Raw genomic sequence first — 16,721 nt, forward strand, 5'->3', positions numbered from 1 at the left:
TCGTGGCCGCTGTCGACGTCGTCATCGTCCTGCTCGCCATCGGCGCGCTGCTGCTCGGCTGGAGCCGCGGTTTCCTCGTCGGTGCCTCGACGCTCGTCGGCTTCATCCTCGGTCTCGTGCTCGGCCGGCTGCTCGCCGGCCCAGTCGCCGAGCTGCTGGTGAGCACGGACATCGTTCACGACCGCAATCACCCCGCCGCCGAGGTGCTGTTTCCGCTGCTCCTGGCCGTCGCCTGCTCGGTCGGTCTCGGTCTGCTCGGTGCGTACCTGCGCACGAAGCTCACGAGCCCCAGCGGCCGCGGTCTCGACGCCACAGGCGGGGCGCTTTCGAGCATCATCGCCACCCTGCTCGTCATCTGGCTGGCCGCCGGCTGGATCCGCACCACCCCGTTCCTGCAGCCCAACCGGTGGGTCGCCGATTCAGCGATCGTCGCCGCGATGGACCGGATGCTGCCGATCACCTCGACCGAGGCGCTCGGCACACTCGGCACCGCCTTAGCCGACAACGGATTCCCGCAGGTCTTCGAAGGCCAGCGCGAACGCATCCGCGGGGTCGGCGAACCGAACCCGGCGATGGTCGACGTCGGCCGGCAAGTCGACGGATCCGTCGTCAAAGTCGTGACCTCACACACCGAATGCGGCCGCCTGCAGGAGGGCACCGGCTGGGTCTACGGCGACGGGCTCGTCGCCACGAACGCCCACGTCGTCGCCGGCGCACAGTCGCTGACCGTGCAGATCGCCGGCACTGGCGAACCGTACAACGCCGAAGTCGTCGCCTTCGACCCCGGCACCGATGCGGCAGTCCTGCGGGTGCCCGACCTGCCGGCACCGGCGCTGGAACTCGGCTCCGACCTCGGCGCCGGGGCAGACTCGGTGCTCGTCGGATTCCCGGAGAACGGGCCGTACACAATCTCGCCGGCGCGCGTGCGCGAGCAACTCTCGGCCCGCGGCCTCGACATCTACAACGAGGACAGCGTCACCCGCGACATCTACTCGGTGCGCGGGATCGTGCGTTCAGGCAACTCCGGCGGCCCGCTGCTCGACGCCGAGGGCCGGGTCGTGGGGATGGTGTTCGCCCGCTCGGCGACTGAGGCGGAGACCGGCTATGCGCTCACCCTCGATGAGATCGATGGGATCCTGCGCCGCGGCCAGCAGGCAACTGCCCCGGTGAGTACCGATCGGTGCGCCGAGCAGGTCCCGCAGCATCAGCAGCAGACGCAGACCGGCTGAGCGCTCAGCTCGCTGGGACGTCGAGGTAGCTGATGATCGCCCGGTGATCGCTCGTACCGCGATTGAGCACACGATCACCGACCGGGTCGAGACCGCGCACAAGCACATGATCCAGGCGCACGACCGGGAACACGCTCGGCCAGGTGAACCCGAACCCGCCGCCGACAGCCTCACGGGCGTCGACGAGTTCGGAGCTGAGCTCCTTGAAGTAGCGGTCGGAGTTCGCGGAGTTGAAGTCACCGGCGACGATGACCCGCTGGGCGTCATCAGACTTGATCCGCTCGGCCAGCTCGTTCAGCGCCGAATTGCGCAGGGACTCCTGGCCCGGGCGCACCGAGGGCATGTGCACCGAGTACAGGCGCACGTTGCCCTTGTCGGTCTTGAGGGTGGTGGCGATCGCGCGCGGCCACTGCATGCCGAGGTCGATCTCCTCGGGCTTCGTCATCGGCCAGCGCGACCAGAGCCCGATCGTGTCGGTGACCGCGGTGTGCTCGAAGGCGGAGTCGAGCTGCTTCTTGATGATCTTGCCCGACAGCGACTCGATCTCCTGGATGGCCACGACATCCGGGTCGTGGTTGATGAGGTTCTGCGCGGTGGCTGTGGGCTGCGGCATCCGCGCGCCGACGTTCTGGCTGGCGACGACGATATCGGCATAATCCGGGGTGTCGGCCGGGCGCAGGTACGGGTAGAACATACCGCCCCATACGAGCGCGGGGATGAGCACGCCGAGGATGCCGAAGACGGAGAACCGGATGAGTGCGGCGATGAGCAGCAGGACGAGCAGCACCCACGCCCACGGCAGCAGGGATTCGACGATGAGCGCGATCCCGCGGGTCGTCGGGATGAGGGTATGCATCGCGAGCAGGGCGGCCAGCAGCAGCCCCACCACGAAGACGACAATGCCCTTGCCGGGCGAAGACTGACGTTTCTGCATCGGTTGAACTATAGGCCGTCAAGCTGATTGAACGCTTAAGGACACCCTGGTGAGACGGCCCGGGCAGGGGACTCACAGCAAGGTCTCACAGCACCCTCGGCAAGGCCCCCATGCCGGGCCTTCTCACCGGCGCCGAGGCGGTGGTCACCGGGAGGCGGTCGCCTTCCAGACGGTGACGTCGGGGTGGGCATCGTAGCGGTAACCGGCCCCGCGGATCGTGCGCACGATCGAGGAGAAGGCGCCGAGCCGATTGCGCAGCCGGCGGATGTGCACGTCGACGGTGCGCTCGTCGGGCCGCTCGGGGCTCTCGCCCCACAGCGCGGTGATGAGATCGCCGCGTGAGAGCGTCGAACCGGCGGCCGAGACGAGCGTGGCGAGCAGGTCGAACTCCTTGGTCGTCACTGCCGCCAGCTGTCCGTCGACGGTGACTTCCCGGCGCGGGATGTCGATGCGCACCCGGGTTTCGGCCTGCGGGGCGAGCTCTTCGCGCAGCTGGGGTGGGCGCACGCGGGCCGGTACGCGGGAGCGCACTGGGCCGTGCCGTCCGGCCGGGTTGCCGGTGGCTGCCGGCGAGCCGGTCGCCACTGCCCGCACGGCGTCGAGATCGCGGTCCGGTCCGTCGGGGGCCAGGGCGATGACGGTCTGCGCTTCGGCCTGCGGGGAGAGCTCGCGGATGTGCTCCTGCAGCGACTGGGCGATGGCGGTGAGGTTGGTGCCGTCTTCGGCTGCCTTGTCCTCATCGAGGCCGATGTAGACGATGATGCCGCGGGCCGGCTTATGGGCCGGGGCTTCGCTGGTCTGGCGGCTGCGGCCGTCCGGGCCGAAGACGCGGGGCGCAGTGGCGGGATCAACGGAGGTCAATCGGGCTCCCTGGCGGCGTGTGGCCGCGGCGCTGCGCGGGTGGAAGGGAAGGGCTGAAACAGTCATGGTCGAAGTCCTTGGGCGTGAGCAGTGGAATCAGGCGCGTCGTGCTTCACGTCCGCGGCCCATGCCTGTCGTCACCGCAGGCCGCGGACGCAGCGCATCATGACGATGGCGCTGCGCGCGAGGCGGTGACAGGGTGAACGGTGCATGGCTGTCATTATTCTTCACAGATTTCGCGCAACGCAATCGGCGGGTGCGGATCTGAGACTTATATGACGTTTTATGACAATCTCTGGCCAGTTATGTGCCGACAGTGAGCCGCTGTCCTCGTGTTTCCGGCCGGCCTGCGGGCGGGCCAAGATCAGCGTGAGGCCACCTCAGGGGCGCAGCCCGCTGACCAGGATGAACGCGCCAATGAGCGTTTCGTGCTGAATCGACGCATCTGGATTCAGCACGAAACGCACATGATCAGCCCGGATCGTGTGCGTTTCGTGTAGAAACCACGCCTCCGGATTCAGCACTGAACGCGCATCGGAGCTGAAGAGGCCCCTCGCACCGGCTCAGACGACGCCGTACATGCGGTCGCCGGCATCGCCGAGACCGGGCACGATGTAGCCCTTCTCGTTGAGCTTCTCGTCCAGGGCCGCGGTGTGGACGGTGACATTTGCGATGCCCTCGTAGCGCTCCTCGATGTGGCGCACGCCTTCCGGGGCGCTGACGAGGCAGATCGCAGTGACGTCGGAGACGCCGCGCTCGAGCAGGAAGTCGATCGCCATCGCCAGGGTGCCGCCGGTGGCCAGCATCGGGTCGATGACGAAGACCTGCCGGTCGCGCAGGTCGCTGGGCAGCCGGTTGGCGTAGGCGTGGGCTTCGAGGGTCTCCTCATCGCGGACGAGCCCGAGGAACCCGACCTCAGCGGTCGGCAGCATCTTGAGCATCCCATCGAGCATGCCGAGACCGGCGCGCAGGATCGGCACGACCACGGGCCTGGGGGAGGAGAGCTTGGTGCCGGTCATCGGGCAGACGGGAGTGTTGATCTCCTTGTCGACGACCCGGATGTTGCGGGTGGCCTCGTAGGCCAGCAGTGCAACGAGCTCTTCGGTCAGTCCGCGGAAGCGACCGGGATCGGTGCGCTCGTCGCGCAGCACGGTGAGCTTATGGGCGATGAGCGGGTGATCTGCGATATGGAGCTCCATGCCCCTGAATCTACCGGATCGAGACGGCCTGCGGTCACCCGGTGAGATGTGGATCTTCTGCATCTGGGCAGAGGCTGGTCTGCCGAGCCGGCATCGGACAGAATGGAGACATGGCTTATTTCACCGAGATCCTCGCCGAGGGCGCGGACGGATACCGGCCCCTCGACCTCGACATGCGTGATGCGGCAACGCTGGACGATCTCATCGACATGATGCGTAGCGCCGGTGAGGACGGCGAGGCGATCGCCGTCATTGAGCATGAAGACGAGTGGTTCGGACTCGTCCGGCTGCTCGCCGATGACGAGGTGCGGGTGTTCATCTCCGATATCGCTGCCGCTGAGGAGAGCCCGTACGCCGACATCTTCGCCGACTACCTCGACTCCGGCCCGTCGACACTCGACGACTCCGAGCACTTCGACGCCGGCCCCGAGCATGACGGCGATGACGATGATGCCGAGGACGAGGCCGAAGTCGGCATGTTCGAACCCGAAGCCGACGCCGTCTGGGGCGGAGACGCAGACATCTACGCAGATCGCGATGTCACCGCCGATGAGCTGATGGAGCAGGTCAGCCGCTACCAGTCCGACCCGGCGCGTGTCGTCGCCCACATCGGAGAGAAGGCCGGCTTCGCCGATGCCCTCGGCTCAGCCGGCTGACCGCGGCGGCATCGCCCACCCGGCGGTCTACCGGGAATGGATGGGCGCTGCCCTCGACGCCGCCGCCCGCACCGATGCCAGCGCCGATGTCCCGATCGGCGCCGTTGTCATCGACGCTGCCCGCACGATCATCGGCACCGGCTTCAACGAGCGCGAAGCGCTGCACGACCCGACTGCCCACGCTGAGGTGCAGGCGCTGCGCGAAGCCGGCCGACACCTCGGGAGCTGGCGGCTGACCGGCGCCACCCTCGTCGTGACTTTGGAGCCGTGCGTCATGTGCGCCGGTGCCGCGGTTGCTGCCCGCGTCGAGCGGATCGTCTTCGGCGCCTATGACGACAAGGCCGGTGCCTGCGGTTCGGTGTGGGATGTCGCCCGGGACCGGGCGAGCCTGCACGTGCCCGAGGTGGTGGGCGGCGTGTGTGCCGATGAGTGCGCCGCCGGGCTGGTCGAGTTCTTCGCCTCCCGCCGCTGATTTGGTGACGCCCGGGCACCCGTTGTAGAGTATTCCGCGGTAGCGTGTCCGAGCGGCCGAAGGTGCAACACTCGAAATGTTGTGTACGGCAACCCCGTACCGTGGGTTCAAATCCCACCGCTACCGCGCATGACACATGAGCCCTGACCAGCGAGAACATCGCAGGTCAGGGCTCATGTCATTCCCGCCCGGGGCAGGCGGAACGCCGCTCAGTTCGGGCGCATGATGAGGTGCTGAGCGCCGGTGTCGAAGGTCTCATGCGAGACGATCGAGAAGCTCTGCCCATCAAGCCCATCGGTCCACTTCTGCTCACCTGACACGACGACCGGATCGATGAGCAGATTGAGCTCATCGACCAGCCCAGCTGTCAGCAGCCCGCGCAACGTGGCGAGGCTGCCGGACATCCCGATCCAGTTCGGTGTGCGCTCCTTGAGCGCCTTGACCTCGGCCATGCTGGAGAGCACCTGCGTGTTCTCCCACGGCGAGGACTCCAGCGTCGTCGAGAGCACGTACTTGGGGATCCGGTTGATGAACTCGGCGAAGGGGTCCTCGGCCTGCGGCCAGTACGCAGCCCACGCATCGTGGAGCACCCGGCCCATGAGGTAGCCGTCGCAGCGCATGATGTGCGCATCGACGGCCTTGCCCATCGCGGTGTCGAAGTACGGCCCATGCCAGCGGTCGGGGCGCTCGGCTGACCCGTCGAGTGTCGTGAAGAGATTGACGGCTAGCTGTCCCATCTGGGTCCTCTCTGCTCAGCCTGTTAACCGGCGGCTCTGCCGGTGGTGGCCTGCGGTGTTCAGTGTACGGGGATCTAGAGCCAGTCCTGCATCGGCCAGTATCCCCAGCGGGAGTGGAAGAGCGCGGCATTGGCGCGGATCGCCTCCCGGTTGCCTGCCGCAGCGTGGCTGGGCGGATGCCACTGGTGGAAGGCATCAGCGCCGCCGGTCCACAGCATCGGGATCCGGTGGGCACGCAGCTGCATGCCGAAGTCGGTGTCCTCCCCACCGTATCCGCGGTAGTCCTCACTGAACCCGCCGAAGGCCTCCCGGCAGTCCCGCCACAGCCGGGCGGTGAGGGCGAAGGACAGTGACCAGAACAGCTGGTACTCATCTTCAGCGGCCGCCTGCATGACCCCGTCTGCCGGGGCCGGCCGGCCCGGGTGCGGATTGCGGTATCCGGTGAGGGCGTCGAGCGTCTCCGCGGTGACCGGCTGGTCCTCACGCAGGTAGGTGACCGGCCCGCAGGCCACCGCGTCCGGGCGCTCGGCCAGTGCTGCGGTATAGCGGTCGATGAGACGTGGGCCGGGCAGGCAGTCGGCGTCGAGGAACACGATGACTTCAGCCCCGGCATCGGCTGCGTAGTCGCCTGCCATGTTGCGGGCGCGAGCGAGCTCCAGCCGGCCGGGCGCGGTGGCATTGAGCACCGTCGAGCCGTCCAGCTCGAAGAGACTCTCGCCGATCGCCACAGTCGTGTGGTCGGCCGCCGGTGCCCAGCGGGCAAGTGCCGCGCGCTGCAGGCGCACCCGCTCGGCCCGGTCGGCGGAGGCCAGGGTGACGACGTGGACGGCCGGCCTCACGGGGCGCCTTCCACCGGTGGATGGTGCGCCGCCCGGCTGCGGTCGGCAACTGCGAGGATCTCACGTGCCGCCCGGCCCGCCGCCCCGGCCGTCTGCCAGCGGCTCCACCCCGGCTGCCGGGACCCGGCAGCGGCCACGATCTCAGGCCACACCTCGGGCGCGGGCAGCTCCGTGACGACCTCGGCCAGCCCGGCATCGGCGAGCACAGCAGCGGTCGCGGCCTGCTCGTCATAGGGCCGCTGCTGGGGCACGATGACCGCCGGGCGGTTCGCACAGGCGATGTCGGCGATCGCGTTCTGCCCGCCAGCGGAGATGACGACCGAGGCACCGGCCAGGTCGGCATACGGGTCCTCGCGCCACGACTCGGGTCCCAGCAGCCGGCAGCCGGGCCCAAGGTGGTGCTGGACCTGCTGCCAGTAACCGGCCGGAGCATCGGCCCCGCCGCGGCCGAGCAGGATGACCGGCCCGTGCGGATCCGCGGTCGGTCTGCGGCCGGCGAACCGGGAGATCCCGCCGACAGCGGCGACCTTTCCGGCATGTGTGCGCAGGTGCTCGGGCAGCTCCACCCAGTCGGGCCAGGCGGCGATGATCGACTCGCACATCTGGTAGCCGAGTCGGTGGGCGGCATCTTTCCGGACGCCGGGCATCGCCAGGGTGGTGACGGGGACGCCGAGCAGCCTGAGGAACACGGCGACCTCGACGGACACGTCGACGTGGACGGCCCGCGGCTGGGCCTCTGCCACCCAGGCGGCCAGAGCCGCCATCCGGGCGCGCAGGCCCGGGTGGTCGCGCGGCACCCAGTGCAGCGCTCCACCGGCGGTGACATCGGCCCCGCGCTCCTCGGCCGGGGCGTCGAGCGGCAGCCCGATGTCCGCGCGCGGATGCGAGGACAGGATGACCGTCTCCTCGGGGATCTCAGCGGCGATCGCCTGGCAGCGGAAGAGATGGCCGGTGCCGTGATGGTGAGCGTAGAAGCCGATCATGAGATGAGCTCGGCGGCGACGCGTCCGGTGCCGATGACCTCGCTGTACAGCCGCAGGTAGGCGGCGACCATGTGCCGGCAGTCGAACCGGGTGACCGCCATCCGGCGGGCGCGGGCGCGGTCGAAGCGTCGAGCCCGGCCGATCGCTGCGGCGAGATCGTCGACATCGCCGGGACGGGCGAGCAGTTCGGGGGCGTCGGCGAGCACCTCGGGAATCCCGCCGCGGGCGAACGCGGCCACCGGGGTGCCGCAGGACAGCGACTCGATCGTCACGAGCCCGAAAGGCTCATCCCAGCAGGGGGTGACGACCGTGACCGCAGCCGCCCCGACCTCGGCGGCGATCTGCGCGTCGTCGAGATGCCCGACCCACAGAGCGTCATCGCCTAGGCGCGGCTCGATTTCGGTGGTGAAGTAGCGCGGTTCGGCGCAGCGGCCGATGATGCGCAGCGGCACACCGGCAGCCCTGCAGGCATCGATGGCAAGGTGCAGGCCCTTCTCCGGGGTGATGCGGCCGAACCACACGGCATGATCCCCGCCCGGGCCAGCGGCGAAGGTGCGGGTGTCGACGCCGTTGTGGACGACGGTGGCCGGTTCGGGCAGCTGCCACTGCCCGGCGGTGAAGGCGCTGACCGCAGCGAACGAACCGGCGCTGCTGCCAGCCCGGCTGATCGCCTCATCCAGGGGCGCCCCCGGCGGCACGTGCAGGGTGGTGAGCATCGGCACCCGGCCGGAGGCACCGGAGAAGAACGCCGGGCTGACCGAGTTGTTGTGGATGAGGTCGTAGGGTCCGTCCTGCAGGCGCTCGAACAGCTGCCGGTAGGCGGTGTGCTCGATGTCCTGGGCGCCAGGTGGGTAGGCGTCGTCGCGGGCGATGTGCTCATGCCCCGTCCAGTCGATGCCCGGCAGCTCGAACTCCTGCCGGTGCCCGCGCGAACCAGCCGAGGCGTACAGGTCGACCTGCACGCCCGCCTCGCGCAGCCCGGCGGTCAGCCGGTCACAGAACACCTCGAGTCCCCCGCCGAAGGGCGGGGCGATGGGCATGCGGGCAGGCCCGACGACGGCGACGCGCATCAGCTGCCGTCCTCGGTGAGGAACATCGCCGGAGCCGCCACCGCCGCACCAGCACTCATCGGGGCCATGGCCTGCGCATACGCGTCCGCGTAGGCCTGCTGGGCTGCCGGCGCCCGGCCGGCGACATCCCCGCGGGCGATGCGCCCGCGCCTGATCGCCCACACCGCGACCTCGGCCGCCGAGGTGCCGCTACCGGTGCGATAGGTGCGCACCGCCTCGGGCGCGTCCGCCTGACCGGCATAGTGTCCGCAGTCCGGGGCGATGACGCTCAGACCCAGGTCGCGGCACATCTCCAGCCAACCCGAATGCGTCCCATGCGCATACGGCAGCACCGATACAGCGCACCCCGAGAGCACCCGGTAGAGCACAGCATCCGGGAGTCGAGCTGTCAGATGCAGGTCGAGGCCCGGTGCGGCACCGGAGGCGGCGGCAGCCTGCAGGGCAGTCACCGTCGGGTGCGCGGCACTCGACCGGTGCGCCCACACCTCCAGCCACGCCCCGGACCGGTGCAGACCTGAAGCCAGCGACAGGTAGAACGCCGGGTCGGTGACGACGTTGGGGCGCAGATCCTTGAGGAACACGGCCGCCGAGCGGCCGCGCCGGCCGCTGGCGGTCATGATCTGGGCGGCTTGGGCGGCTGGGACGATCGGCGGGTGGGCAATGACCTCGGCAGCCACGCCGTAGTCGGCGGCCAGTTCGGCTGCCGCGCCCGAGGTGAGGGTGAAGACTGCAGCGGCAGCGGCGGTGAGTGCGCGCAGCCGGTCGCGATGCGCACGCTGATCCCTCAGGTGCGGGTTGGCCAGATCGTGGACGGTGACGACGAGCGCTGCGTGGGCATCAGCGCAGGCGCCGATGAAGTCGCGGATCTGTGCGAGACTGCGATGCTCGAACCCGAAGTGGACGTGGACGATGTCGAACTCGCCGGCGTGCGTCCGGATCCAGTCGGCCTCCAGCCCGGGGTGCGGATGCCAGCGTTCGCCGACAGGCAGCTGAGCGGGCCTGACGGGTTCGGCAGTCGGCGGCCAGGTGGCATCGACGAATGGGTGCTGGGCAGGGATGGAGAGAACTCGGGGTCGAGCGTCGAGCTCCGGAGTCTTCATCGCCGGACCGGCCTTTCCAATGGAGTCAGCTGCATGCGTGCAGCGCGGTCGCCGCAGCAAGCAACTCGTGCACCTGCGTAAGCGAGGACAAGAAAGCTTGTCGGTGCCGGTGCAGGGTAAGGTGACTTGATAGTATCACCGTGCGGCGCCGATCCGGTTCCGCATACATGATTCCGGGTCAGAGTCGAGGTGAACAGTGGACGCACATGCCGTTGAGCACATTCTCACCGGCCCGCCTGCCCACGGAGTGATCCGATTCGGGCGACATCTGCACCAGGCTTTGGGACAGGGGTTCGTTCGTGAGGCTCTCAACCCGGCGCAGCTGCCGGCCCCGGCTGCCGACGCCGAGCTCGTCCACATCAGCTTCACCGACCACCTCTGCGGCCCCGATCCGCAAACCGCTGTCGACACAGTGCTGCGCCTGGCCGCCGGTCGGCTGCTGAGCCTGACTCTGCACGACATCCCGCAGCCTGGCGAGGGTGCTGATCGCTGCGCCCGCCGGCAGGCGGCCTACCTCAGGCTCGTGCGCGCCGCTGACGTCGTGGTGACGAATTCTGAGTCTGAAGCCCGCCGGCTGGAATCCGCCGGGGCCATCCACGTTGTGCCCCTGCCGATCGAAGCAGCGCGTCCGCTGGCTGCAGCTCCCGGCCCACCGACGGCCGGATCTTCAGACGGGGGCATCCCGGTCATCGGCATCTTCGGGTTCGTCTACCCCGGCAAGGGCTGCGAGGACGTCATCGACGCGGCTCCGGCCGGGACCCGCATCCTGCTGCTCGGAGACGTCGCTGACGGCCACGCCGGCTACCTTGCCGGGCTGCGCTCGCGGGCGGCAGAGCGCGGCATCGACCTGCAGTGCACCGGCTACATCCCCGACACCGAACTCCCAGCCGCCCTCGATGCGGTCACCGTGCCGGTCTGCGCCCACCGCCACGTCTCCGCCTCCGGCTCCCTCAACACCTGGATCGCCCATAACCGGGTGCCGGTGACCACCATCTCGGACTACACGACCGAAGTCGCCGCGCGCTGGCCGGGCCGGCTGCGCCTCTGCACGCCCAGCACCCTTGCCGAGGCACTCGCCGCCGCCTGCCGCACACCCGCGTCGACATGGGCTGACACACCCCCTCCGGATTGGGGCTGGGCTGAGGTCGCCGCCGCCTACCGCCGTATCTGGAGCACCGTATGACAGCCCCGTCCGTGTCCGTCATCATCCCCTACTACGAGAATCCGACAGGGCTGAGCGCGGTGCTCGCCGGGATCAGCGCGCAGGAATACACAGGCGACATCGAGATCATTGTTGCCGACGACGGCTCGGCCACCGCGCCCGAGGTGCCGGCCGGCGTGCGACTCGTCCGCCAGGACGACCGGGGCTTCCGTGCCGCAGCCGCCCGCAACCTCGGTGCCGCGCACGCCAGCGGGACGATCCTCGTCTTTCTCGACGGCGATACGATCCCGCAGCCTGGCTGCATCGCCGCCCTGGCAGAGGCGCTCGTCGCTGAGCCGTGGACGCTGGCCGTCGGCAGCCGCCGCATGCTCGACACCGACACTACTCCGCCGACCGACCTCGGCGAACCTGCCTGGCTCACCCGCGCCTGGACGGACACGTCGGACCTGCAGCGCATCGACGACACCGGCTTCCGGTTCATCATCTCCGCCGTCCTCGCCCTCACCCGCGAGCTGTTCGAGACGATCGGCGGGTTCGACGCCGGCTTCATCGGCTACGGCGGCGAGGACTGGGAACTCGCCTGGCAGGCCCGCCTGGCCGGCGCAGACTACCGGCACCTCCCGCACGCCCTTGCCCACCACCTCGGCGGCGACTGGGCCCACCGCTGGGGTGCAGACACCGCCGGCAAGCGCGCGGAGAAGAACGCCGAGTCGATGGCACTGGCCGCCAGCATCACGCATCCGATCATGCGCCCTGCCGGCATCGTCTTCGCAGTCCCCGACATCCTCGTCCACCTGCCGAGCAGCGGCGACACGGGCTGCGACGTCGCCGCTATCACCGCGCTGTTGGCCGCCGGCGACGTGCACGTCGTGGTCACCGCGGGCCAGGACGCTGCTGCAACCGGCCCCGAGATGCCGGGCGTCTTCGCCGCCGACCCGCGGGTCCACAATGTGGTTCCGGAATGGAGCCGGGCCCGCCCACGCTTCGATGTCTGTGCACACCGGGCTTTCTGCCCCGGACCGGGCGAGCTGCAGGCAGCGTGCGAAGCAGCCGCCATGGCCGAGCGCTGCGCGACGGTGACCGATAGCACCGGTCAGCTCTACGCTGAGATCCGGCCGGCCCGCGCGGTGGCACTGGCGGCCCGCGGCCCGTGCGGTTCCGTGCCGACGAGCGAGCCGCAGTCCGGATCCGAACCCGGGCTGCGGCTCGTGCGGCAATGGGCCCTCCCTCCGGCCCTGCTGGCGCTCGAGGACACGTGGCGTCAGGCTGCCGAAGAGGAGCTGAAAGGGTGCCAGGCGGGAATCAGCTTAGGTGAGCCGGGGTCAGCTGACGGCTTCGTCGTAGGCGCTGACGAGGTCAGTGGTGAGGCCGACGGACTTCTCAGTCGTTGAGTCGTGCAGGGCGGAGCCGGTGACGAGCCCGTTCTTGACCACGGCTGAGACTGTGTGCTGCTCTGTGCCCGGAGCCATCGGGCTCGTGGTGACGGTCTCGGCTGCCTGGCCGGCGCCGGGGATGTCGACGACGTCAACAGACATCTCCATCTCGATGCGCTCTCCAGCCACTGTCATCGTCATGTTCGAGCAGGTGGAGTTCGTGTCGATCATGTTCTGCAGTGCCGCAGCGGCATCATCGTCCGTCTCATATGAGGCGATCGCCGCCGTGTAGCCATTGTCGTCGCTCAGCGCCGACTTGTTCGGGACATCGGCAGAGGGCTTGGTCACGAGCTCGATGAGGACGTCTTGGCAGGCGGCTGGTTCGACGTCGGCCTGTTTGAACTGCTCGATTGCGCTCTGCACCTCCGGCGGCTCCGCATCGATGGTCGCAAAGCTCTTCCCGTCGTACGTCAGCTCGTTGAGCTATGTGGCAAGCTCGTCTTCGTTCAGCTGCTTGAGGGCATCGTCTGCGGGCGCGGAGGTCTCCTCAGCGGGCTGCGCAGTGCCGCCCCCGGCCTGTTCGGCGGACTTGTCCGCTGCGCCGGAACCGCCGGAGCAGGCAGAGAGGACGAGGGCTATGCCGGCTGATGCAGCAAAACCGGCGGCCAGCCGAAAGGGGGACGGGTGTTCCATGCGGTGCTCCTGGCGTGAGGCGGGTGCTGTGATCCTCAGCTTAAAGGGCGGAACCGGGAGGGGACAACGAGGTTCTGTTGCAGTCCTGCGACAGCCGGTTTCCGCTGCTGCCTGCCATACACTGAAGGATATGATTTCCGAACTCAACCGCGAGAGCACCGCCCTGGTCCTCGTCGACATCCAGAACGACTTTTGCGAAGGCGGCGCCCTCGGGGTCGAGGGTGGGACGGAAGTGGCCCGCCGGGTCGCCGACTTCGTCACCGCGCATCGGGACGACTACGCCCGCATCGTCGCCACCGCTGACTGGCACATCGATCCCGGCGATCACTTCTCCGACCACCCCGACTTCATCAGCACCTGGCCGGTCCACTGCGTGGCCGGCACTGACGGTGCTGCTTTCCACCCCGAGCTCAGGCCGGCCATCGACAGCGTCGATGCGGTCTTCCGCAAAGGTGAGTACGCGGCGGCCTATTCGGGATTCGAAGGCCATCTCACCGATGACGACTCGGTCATGCTCGCCGACTGGCTGCGGGCAGAGGGGATCCGCTCGATCGCCGTGTGCGGCATCGCCACCGATCACTGCGTGCGCGCCACCGTGCTCGACGGCCGCGATGAGGACTTCGCCGTCCGGGTGCTCGTCGATCTTGTCGCCGGCGTCGATGAGAACCGGTCTGCCGAAGCGCTGCAGGAGATGAACGCCGCCGGCGCCGAACTCTCCTGAGACGTCAGGTCCAGAAGCGGTCAGTCCCAGCAGACGTCAGCCCGGGAGACCGCCAGCCGCAGGAAGGGTCAGCTCAGCCCCTCGCGCGCTCCAGCACACCGGCCAGCCGCCTGACACCCTCGTCCATCCGCTCGGCCGGGGTACGCGAGAACGACAGCCGCAGGTGGTCATCGGTGACCCGGTCGACGAAGAACGGGGCTCCGGGCACATAGGCGACTCCCGCCTCAACGGCGGCCGAGGCGAGTGCCTTCGCATCGATGCCGGGAACCTCCACCCAGGTGAAGAACCCGCCAGCGGGCTGCGTCCACGTCGCTGCGCCTTCCAGGTGCGTGGCGAGTGCGGCCAGCAGGGCAGAGCACCGCTGCGCGTAGGCGCGGCGGATGGCTGGCAGCCCGGCGGTGAAGTGGCCTTCGCGGATGTAGGCGTCGAGCATGCACTGCGCGAGGGCGGAGGCGCACTGGTCGGTCGTCGTCTTGACCTCGGCCATCGCCGCGATGATCGCCTCCGGCCCGCACGCCCAGCCCAGCCGGGTGCCGGGCGTGAAGGTCTTGGAGAACGTGCCGATCTGCACCGTGACGTCCGGGCCGAGCTGATAGAGCGAAGGCAGGTACGAGCCGTCGAAGGCGAGATCGCGGTAGGCGACATCCTCAACGAGCAGAATGCCGGCCTCCCGGGCCGCAGCGACGAGCGCAGCACGGCGCGCAGTCGAGAGAAGCAGACCCGAAGGGTTCTGAAAGTCGGGGATGACATAGGCGAACGCCGGTTCCGCGCCCTGTTTGCGGGCGGTCTCACACGCCTCGGCGAGGGATTCGGGAACGAGGCCTTCAGCGTCGTTGCGCATCGCCACCGGCACCGTCTCATTGGTGGTGAACACCGTGCAGGCCCCCAGATACGTCGGCGCCTCGACGAGGACAGCAGCGCCCGGATCGGCCAGCGCCTTCGTCACCAGGGTGAGCGCGTCGACCCCGCCGGAGGTGACGATGAGCTCGCCGTCGGCCGGTGTATGCTCCTGCGTCTGGCTGACGAGGGTGCGCAGGGACTCGCGCAGCGGGGCCAGCCCGCGGTTCGAAGCGTACTGCAGCGCCACCTCGGGCGCGGTGGAGACGGCCTTGGCCGCCAGCTCGCTCAGCAGCTGCGCATCGAACAGGCCGGGGTCGGGGAACCCGCCGGTGAAGTCGATGAGATCCCCGCCCTGGGCTGCGAGCGCGAGGATCGCCGAGAGCTCACCGGGTCCGCCCTGGGCGCGGCGGGCTAGAACATGGGACAGGTCACCGTGCTGTGTCATGCCGACACTCTAGAGCGCTTCCGTGCCGGTAACGACACCGTCCCATCTGCCGGGCAGGGCACAGGACTGGCGGGCAGGACAGAGGACTGGCGGGCGTGGCCGGATCCTGGCGGGGACCCGGTGCGCAGGCCCCAGCCAGCCGGCCGGTTCAGCCGAGGGTGCCGTAGAGGAACCGGGCGACTCCGTCATAGGCCTGGCGGCGCGGGGTCTCGGCGGACATGAAGACGTCGTGCATCGCATTCGGGATCTTCTCGATCGTCACGGAACGGCCCAGCGACAGCGCCCGGCGGGCGATGACATCGACGTCGAGGATGATGTCGGCGGCCGCCATCGACGGGGAGAAGGAGCCGCCGCGCAGGGTCGCAGCCGAGATCTGCACAAGCGCTGGGATCGTGAGGTCGAGACCGGCGGCGACCTGTTCATGGCCGGCGAAGATCGCCTGCAGCCACGCCGGGTAGATCGGGAACCCGCCCGGCGGCTTGAGCCTGAGGTCATACGGCAGCCGGCCGAGGGAAGCGCTGGCGAGGGTGTAGAAGTTCGGCATCCGCACGTTCAGCGGCTTCGCCGACATCGAGCGCAGACTCATCCACGCGTTCATGAGCTTGCGGGCGGCGGCATCGTACTGGAACTCCAGCCACGGCGAGTTCAGCAGCAGCGCGCTCGGCTCCTCCGGATGCCGTGCCGCCCACAGCGACAGAATCAGCCCGCCGGTCGAATGGCCGTGCAACAGGACCCTGCAGCCGGGATTCTCCTCTCGTGCCACTGCCAGTGCTGCGGCGATCTCCTCATCGTAGTCGCTGAGATCCTCGATATAGCCGGCATGGGTCTCATGCCCGGTGAGCACCCGGCCGGGCAGATCGTCCTCGACCTCCTGAACGGCCGCTGCCGCCAGCGCTTGAGCGGCCGCCTCGTCGTTCAGGGCGGCATCCGCGCCCGAGGTGTCGGGCGCCCAGCGCTCGGGGCCGCCGGCTGCGTCGATGAGCAGGCTGCGGCCGTAGCGGCGCAGGTCGATGGCGTAGAAGGCGATGCCCAGCGACGCATAGTAGTCGGCCAGCCGGTGGTGGAAGAAATAGTCCGACCAGCCGTGCAGGTAGATCACCGCGGTGTCGGCGGGGATCGCCGGGTGCCCGGTGCCGGCGGGCTGCAGGGACGGCTGCGCCTTCCGCAGCGCGTCCGGAGCCGGGTCGGCAGCGGGTGCCGGGGCCGGATCGGGGAGCGTTGGGGCGATGATGACGGCGTTCTGCCCGTCACCGACCTCAATCGGCAGCATGCGGAACCGGGGTCCGAGGATGTCCTCACGCCACTGCCGCTGTGCTGCCATCTGCCCAGTGTCTCAGATCAGCCCGCATGTCCCACCCAGCCGGCTCCCACCTCGGCGGCGGTCGCGGAACCCGGGCAACGCCTCGG

Annotated in this window: 18 protein-coding genes and 1 tRNA gene; 7 read left to right on the forward strand and 12 right to left on the reverse strand. The window is 69.2% G+C overall.

All coding sequences use genetic code 11. The annotated features are described in order from the left end of the window. Positions 1-2: 2 nt before the first annotated feature. Positions 3-1,229 (forward strand): MarP family serine protease, encoded by a 1,227-nt coding sequence (locus B4E96_RS00495; RefSeq protein WP_259854764.1) that lies wholly within the window; start codon positions 3-5, stop codon positions 1,227-1,229. A 4-nt stretch (positions 1,230-1,233) separates the two neighbouring features. Here B4E96_RS00495 and B4E96_RS00500 read toward each other — a convergent pair whose 3' ends face one another. The 3 genes from B4E96_RS00500 to upp form a co-directional block, all read right to left on the reverse strand. Next, positions 1,234-2,163, reverse strand: a complete 930-nt coding sequence (locus B4E96_RS00500) for an endonuclease/exonuclease/phosphatase family protein (protein ID WP_286955932.1) — start codon at positions 2,161-2,163, stop codon at positions 1,234-1,236. Positions 2,164-2,307: 144 nt separating this feature from the next. After that, entirely contained in the window at positions 2,308-3,024 is a 717-nt protein-coding gene (locus B4E96_RS00505; protein ID WP_257995035.1) for a winged helix family transcriptional regulator, read from the reverse strand. 563 nt (positions 3,025-3,587) lie between these two features. Continuing rightward, positions 3,588-4,223: a uracil phosphoribosyltransferase gene (upp, locus tag B4E96_RS00510; protein WP_102161094.1), complete on the reverse strand. Its 636-nt coding sequence runs from the start codon at positions 4,221-4,223 to the stop codon at positions 3,588-3,590. A 110-nt stretch (positions 4,224-4,333) separates the two neighbouring features. Between upp and B4E96_RS00515 the strand changes: the two genes are divergently transcribed. From B4E96_RS00515 to B4E96_RS00525, 3 genes are all read left to right on the forward strand, one after another. Further along, a complete protein-coding gene (locus B4E96_RS00515) occupies positions 4,334-4,879 on the forward strand; it encodes a tRNA adenosine deaminase-associated protein (protein ID WP_102161095.1) in 546 nt (181 codons plus the stop codon). Between the two features lie 40 nt (positions 4,880-4,919). Next, positions 4,920-5,351, forward strand: coding sequence for a tRNA adenosine(34) deaminase TadA (gene tadA, locus B4E96_RS00520; protein WP_102161756.1), 432 nt, complete (start codon positions 4,920-4,922; stop codon positions 5,349-5,351). Between the two features lie 38 nt (positions 5,352-5,389). Further along, positions 5,390-5,477, forward strand: a tRNA-Ser gene (locus tag B4E96_RS00525). An 83-nt stretch (positions 5,478-5,560) separates the two neighbouring features. Here B4E96_RS00525 and B4E96_RS00530 read toward each other — a convergent pair. The 5 genes from B4E96_RS00530 to B4E96_RS00550 all read right to left on the reverse strand — a co-directional run bounded on the left by B4E96_RS00530 (position 5,561) and on the right by B4E96_RS00550 (position 10,080). Beyond that, complete coding sequence (locus B4E96_RS00530; RefSeq protein ID WP_286955935.1) at positions 5,561-6,088, reverse strand: dihydrofolate reductase family protein; 528 nt, start codon at positions 6,086-6,088, stop codon at positions 5,561-5,563. A gap of 74 nt (positions 6,089-6,162) precedes the next feature. Continuing rightward, on the reverse strand, positions 6,163-6,927 hold the full coding sequence (locus B4E96_RS00535; protein WP_286955937.1) for a glycosyltransferase family 2 protein: 765 nt from the start codon (positions 6,925-6,927) through the stop codon (positions 6,163-6,165). After that, positions 6,924-7,910, reverse strand: coding sequence for a glycosyltransferase (locus B4E96_RS00540; RefSeq protein ID WP_286955940.1), 987 nt, complete (start codon positions 7,908-7,910; stop codon positions 6,924-6,926). Before B4E96_RS00540 ends, B4E96_RS00535 begins: the two co-directional genes overlap by 4 nt. After that, a complete protein-coding gene (locus tag B4E96_RS00545) occupies positions 7,907-8,980 on the reverse strand; it encodes a glycosyltransferase (RefSeq protein WP_102161101.1) in 1,074 nt (357 codons plus the stop codon). Before B4E96_RS00545 ends, B4E96_RS00540 begins: the two co-directional genes overlap by 4 nt. After that, positions 8,980-10,080, reverse strand: coding sequence for a glycosyltransferase (locus B4E96_RS00550; RefSeq protein WP_286955943.1), 1,101 nt, complete (start codon positions 10,078-10,080; stop codon positions 8,980-8,982). Before B4E96_RS00550 ends, B4E96_RS00545 begins: the two co-directional genes overlap by 1 nt. Positions 10,081-10,276: 196 nt before the next feature. Here B4E96_RS00550 and B4E96_RS00555 point away from each other — a divergent pair, with 196 nt between their 5' ends. Together B4E96_RS00555 and B4E96_RS00560 are read left to right on the forward strand one after the other, a co-directional pair. Further along, positions 10,277-11,263: a hypothetical protein gene (locus B4E96_RS00555; RefSeq protein ID WP_286955945.1), complete on the forward strand. Its 987-nt coding sequence runs from the start codon at positions 10,277-10,279 to the stop codon at positions 11,261-11,263. Next, the gene (locus B4E96_RS00560; RefSeq protein WP_286955946.1) at positions 11,260-12,633 is read left to right on the forward strand and encodes a glycosyltransferase family 2 protein; all 1,374 of its coding nucleotides are present in this window, start codon (positions 11,260-11,262) and stop codon (positions 12,631-12,633) included. Before B4E96_RS00555 ends, B4E96_RS00560 begins: the two co-directional genes overlap by 4 nt. On the opposite strand, the gene B4E96_RS00565 is transcribed toward B4E96_RS00560, so the two are convergent. Both B4E96_RS00565 and B4E96_RS00570 read right to left on the reverse strand, forming a co-directional pair. Continuing rightward, positions 12,565-13,038, reverse strand: coding sequence for a hypothetical protein (locus tag B4E96_RS00565; protein ID WP_286955948.1), 474 nt, complete (start codon positions 13,036-13,038; stop codon positions 12,565-12,567). The two genes, B4E96_RS00560 and B4E96_RS00565, sit on opposite strands and share 69 nt — an antisense overlap. A gap of 60 nt (positions 13,039-13,098) precedes the next feature. Then, entirely contained in the window at positions 13,099-13,308 is a 210-nt protein-coding gene (locus B4E96_RS00570; RefSeq protein WP_286955950.1) for a hypothetical protein, read from the reverse strand. 130 nt (positions 13,309-13,438) lie between these two features. Between B4E96_RS00570 and B4E96_RS00575 the strand changes: the two genes are divergently transcribed. Then, positions 13,439-14,029, forward strand: a complete 591-nt coding sequence (locus tag B4E96_RS00575; RefSeq protein WP_259846366.1) for an isochorismatase family protein — start codon at positions 13,439-13,441, stop codon at positions 14,027-14,029. Between the two features lie 73 nt (positions 14,030-14,102). On the opposite strand, the gene B4E96_RS00580 is transcribed toward B4E96_RS00575, so the two are convergent. After that, entirely contained in the window at positions 14,103-15,314 is a 1,212-nt protein-coding gene (locus B4E96_RS00580) for a PLP-dependent aminotransferase family protein (protein WP_259846368.1), read from the reverse strand. A gap of 148 nt (positions 15,315-15,462) precedes the next feature. Then, the gene (locus B4E96_RS00585; protein WP_286955953.1) at positions 15,463-16,635 is read right to left on the reverse strand and encodes an alpha/beta hydrolase; all 1,173 of its coding nucleotides are present in this window, start codon (positions 16,633-16,635) and stop codon (positions 15,463-15,465) included. Positions 16,636-16,721 lie beyond the last annotated feature (86 nt).

The organism is Brevibacterium sp. UBA7493 (assembly GCF_002479565.1).
GTDB classification, from domain to species: Bacteria; Actinomycetota; Actinomycetes; order Actinomycetales; family Brevibacteriaceae; genus Brevibacterium; species Brevibacterium luteolum.

What these genes read in the sequence shown, in the direction of transcription:
- B4E96_RS00545 (WP_102161101.1), bottom strand. Translation starts at nt 8,980, where the DNA reads ATGCGCGTCGCCGTCGTCGGGCCTGCCCGCATGCCCATCGCCCCGCCC.
- tadA (WP_102161756.1), top strand. Translation starts at nt 4,920, where the DNA reads ATGGGCGCTGCCCTCGACGCCGCCGCCCGCACCGATGCCAGCGCCGAT.
- upp (WP_102161094.1), bottom strand. Translation starts at nt 4,223, where the DNA reads ATGGAGCTCCATATCGCAGATCACCCGCTCATCGCCCATAAGCTCACC.
- B4E96_RS00570 (WP_286955950.1), bottom strand. Translation starts at nt 13,308, where the DNA reads ATGGAACACCCGTCCCCCTTTCGGCTGGCCGCCGGTTTTGCTGCATCA.
- B4E96_RS00580 (WP_259846368.1), bottom strand. Translation starts at nt 15,314, where the DNA reads ATGACACAGCACGGTGACCTGTCCCATGTTCTAGCCCGCCGCGCCCAG.
- B4E96_RS00515 (WP_102161095.1), top strand. Translation starts at nt 4,334, where the DNA reads ATGGCTTATTTCACCGAGATCCTCGCCGAGGGCGCGGACGGATACCGG.
- B4E96_RS00585 (WP_286955953.1), bottom strand. Translation starts at nt 16,635, where the DNA reads ATGGCAGCACAGCGGCAGTGGCGTGAGGACATCCTCGGACCCCGGTTC.
- B4E96_RS00575 (WP_259846366.1), top strand. Translation starts at nt 13,439, where the DNA reads ATGATTTCCGAACTCAACCGCGAGAGCACCGCCCTGGTCCTCGTCGAC.
- B4E96_RS00540 (WP_286955940.1), bottom strand. Translation starts at nt 7,910, where the DNA reads ATGATCGGCTTCTACGCTCACCATCACGGCACCGGCCATCTCTTCCGC.
- B4E96_RS00560 (WP_286955946.1), top strand. Translation starts at nt 11,260, where the DNA reads ATGACAGCCCCGTCCGTGTCCGTCATCATCCCCTACTACGAGAATCCG.
- B4E96_RS00530 (WP_286955935.1), bottom strand. Translation starts at nt 6,088, where the DNA reads ATGGGACAGCTAGCCGTCAATCTCTTCACGACACTCGACGGGTCAGCC.
- B4E96_RS00500 (WP_286955932.1), bottom strand. Translation starts at nt 2,163, where the DNA reads ATGCAGAAACGTCAGTCTTCGCCCGGCAAGGGCATTGTCGTCTTCGTG.
- B4E96_RS00550 (WP_286955943.1), bottom strand. Translation starts at nt 10,080, where the DNA reads ATGAAGACTCCGGAGCTCGACGCTCGACCCCGAGTTCTCTCCATCCCT.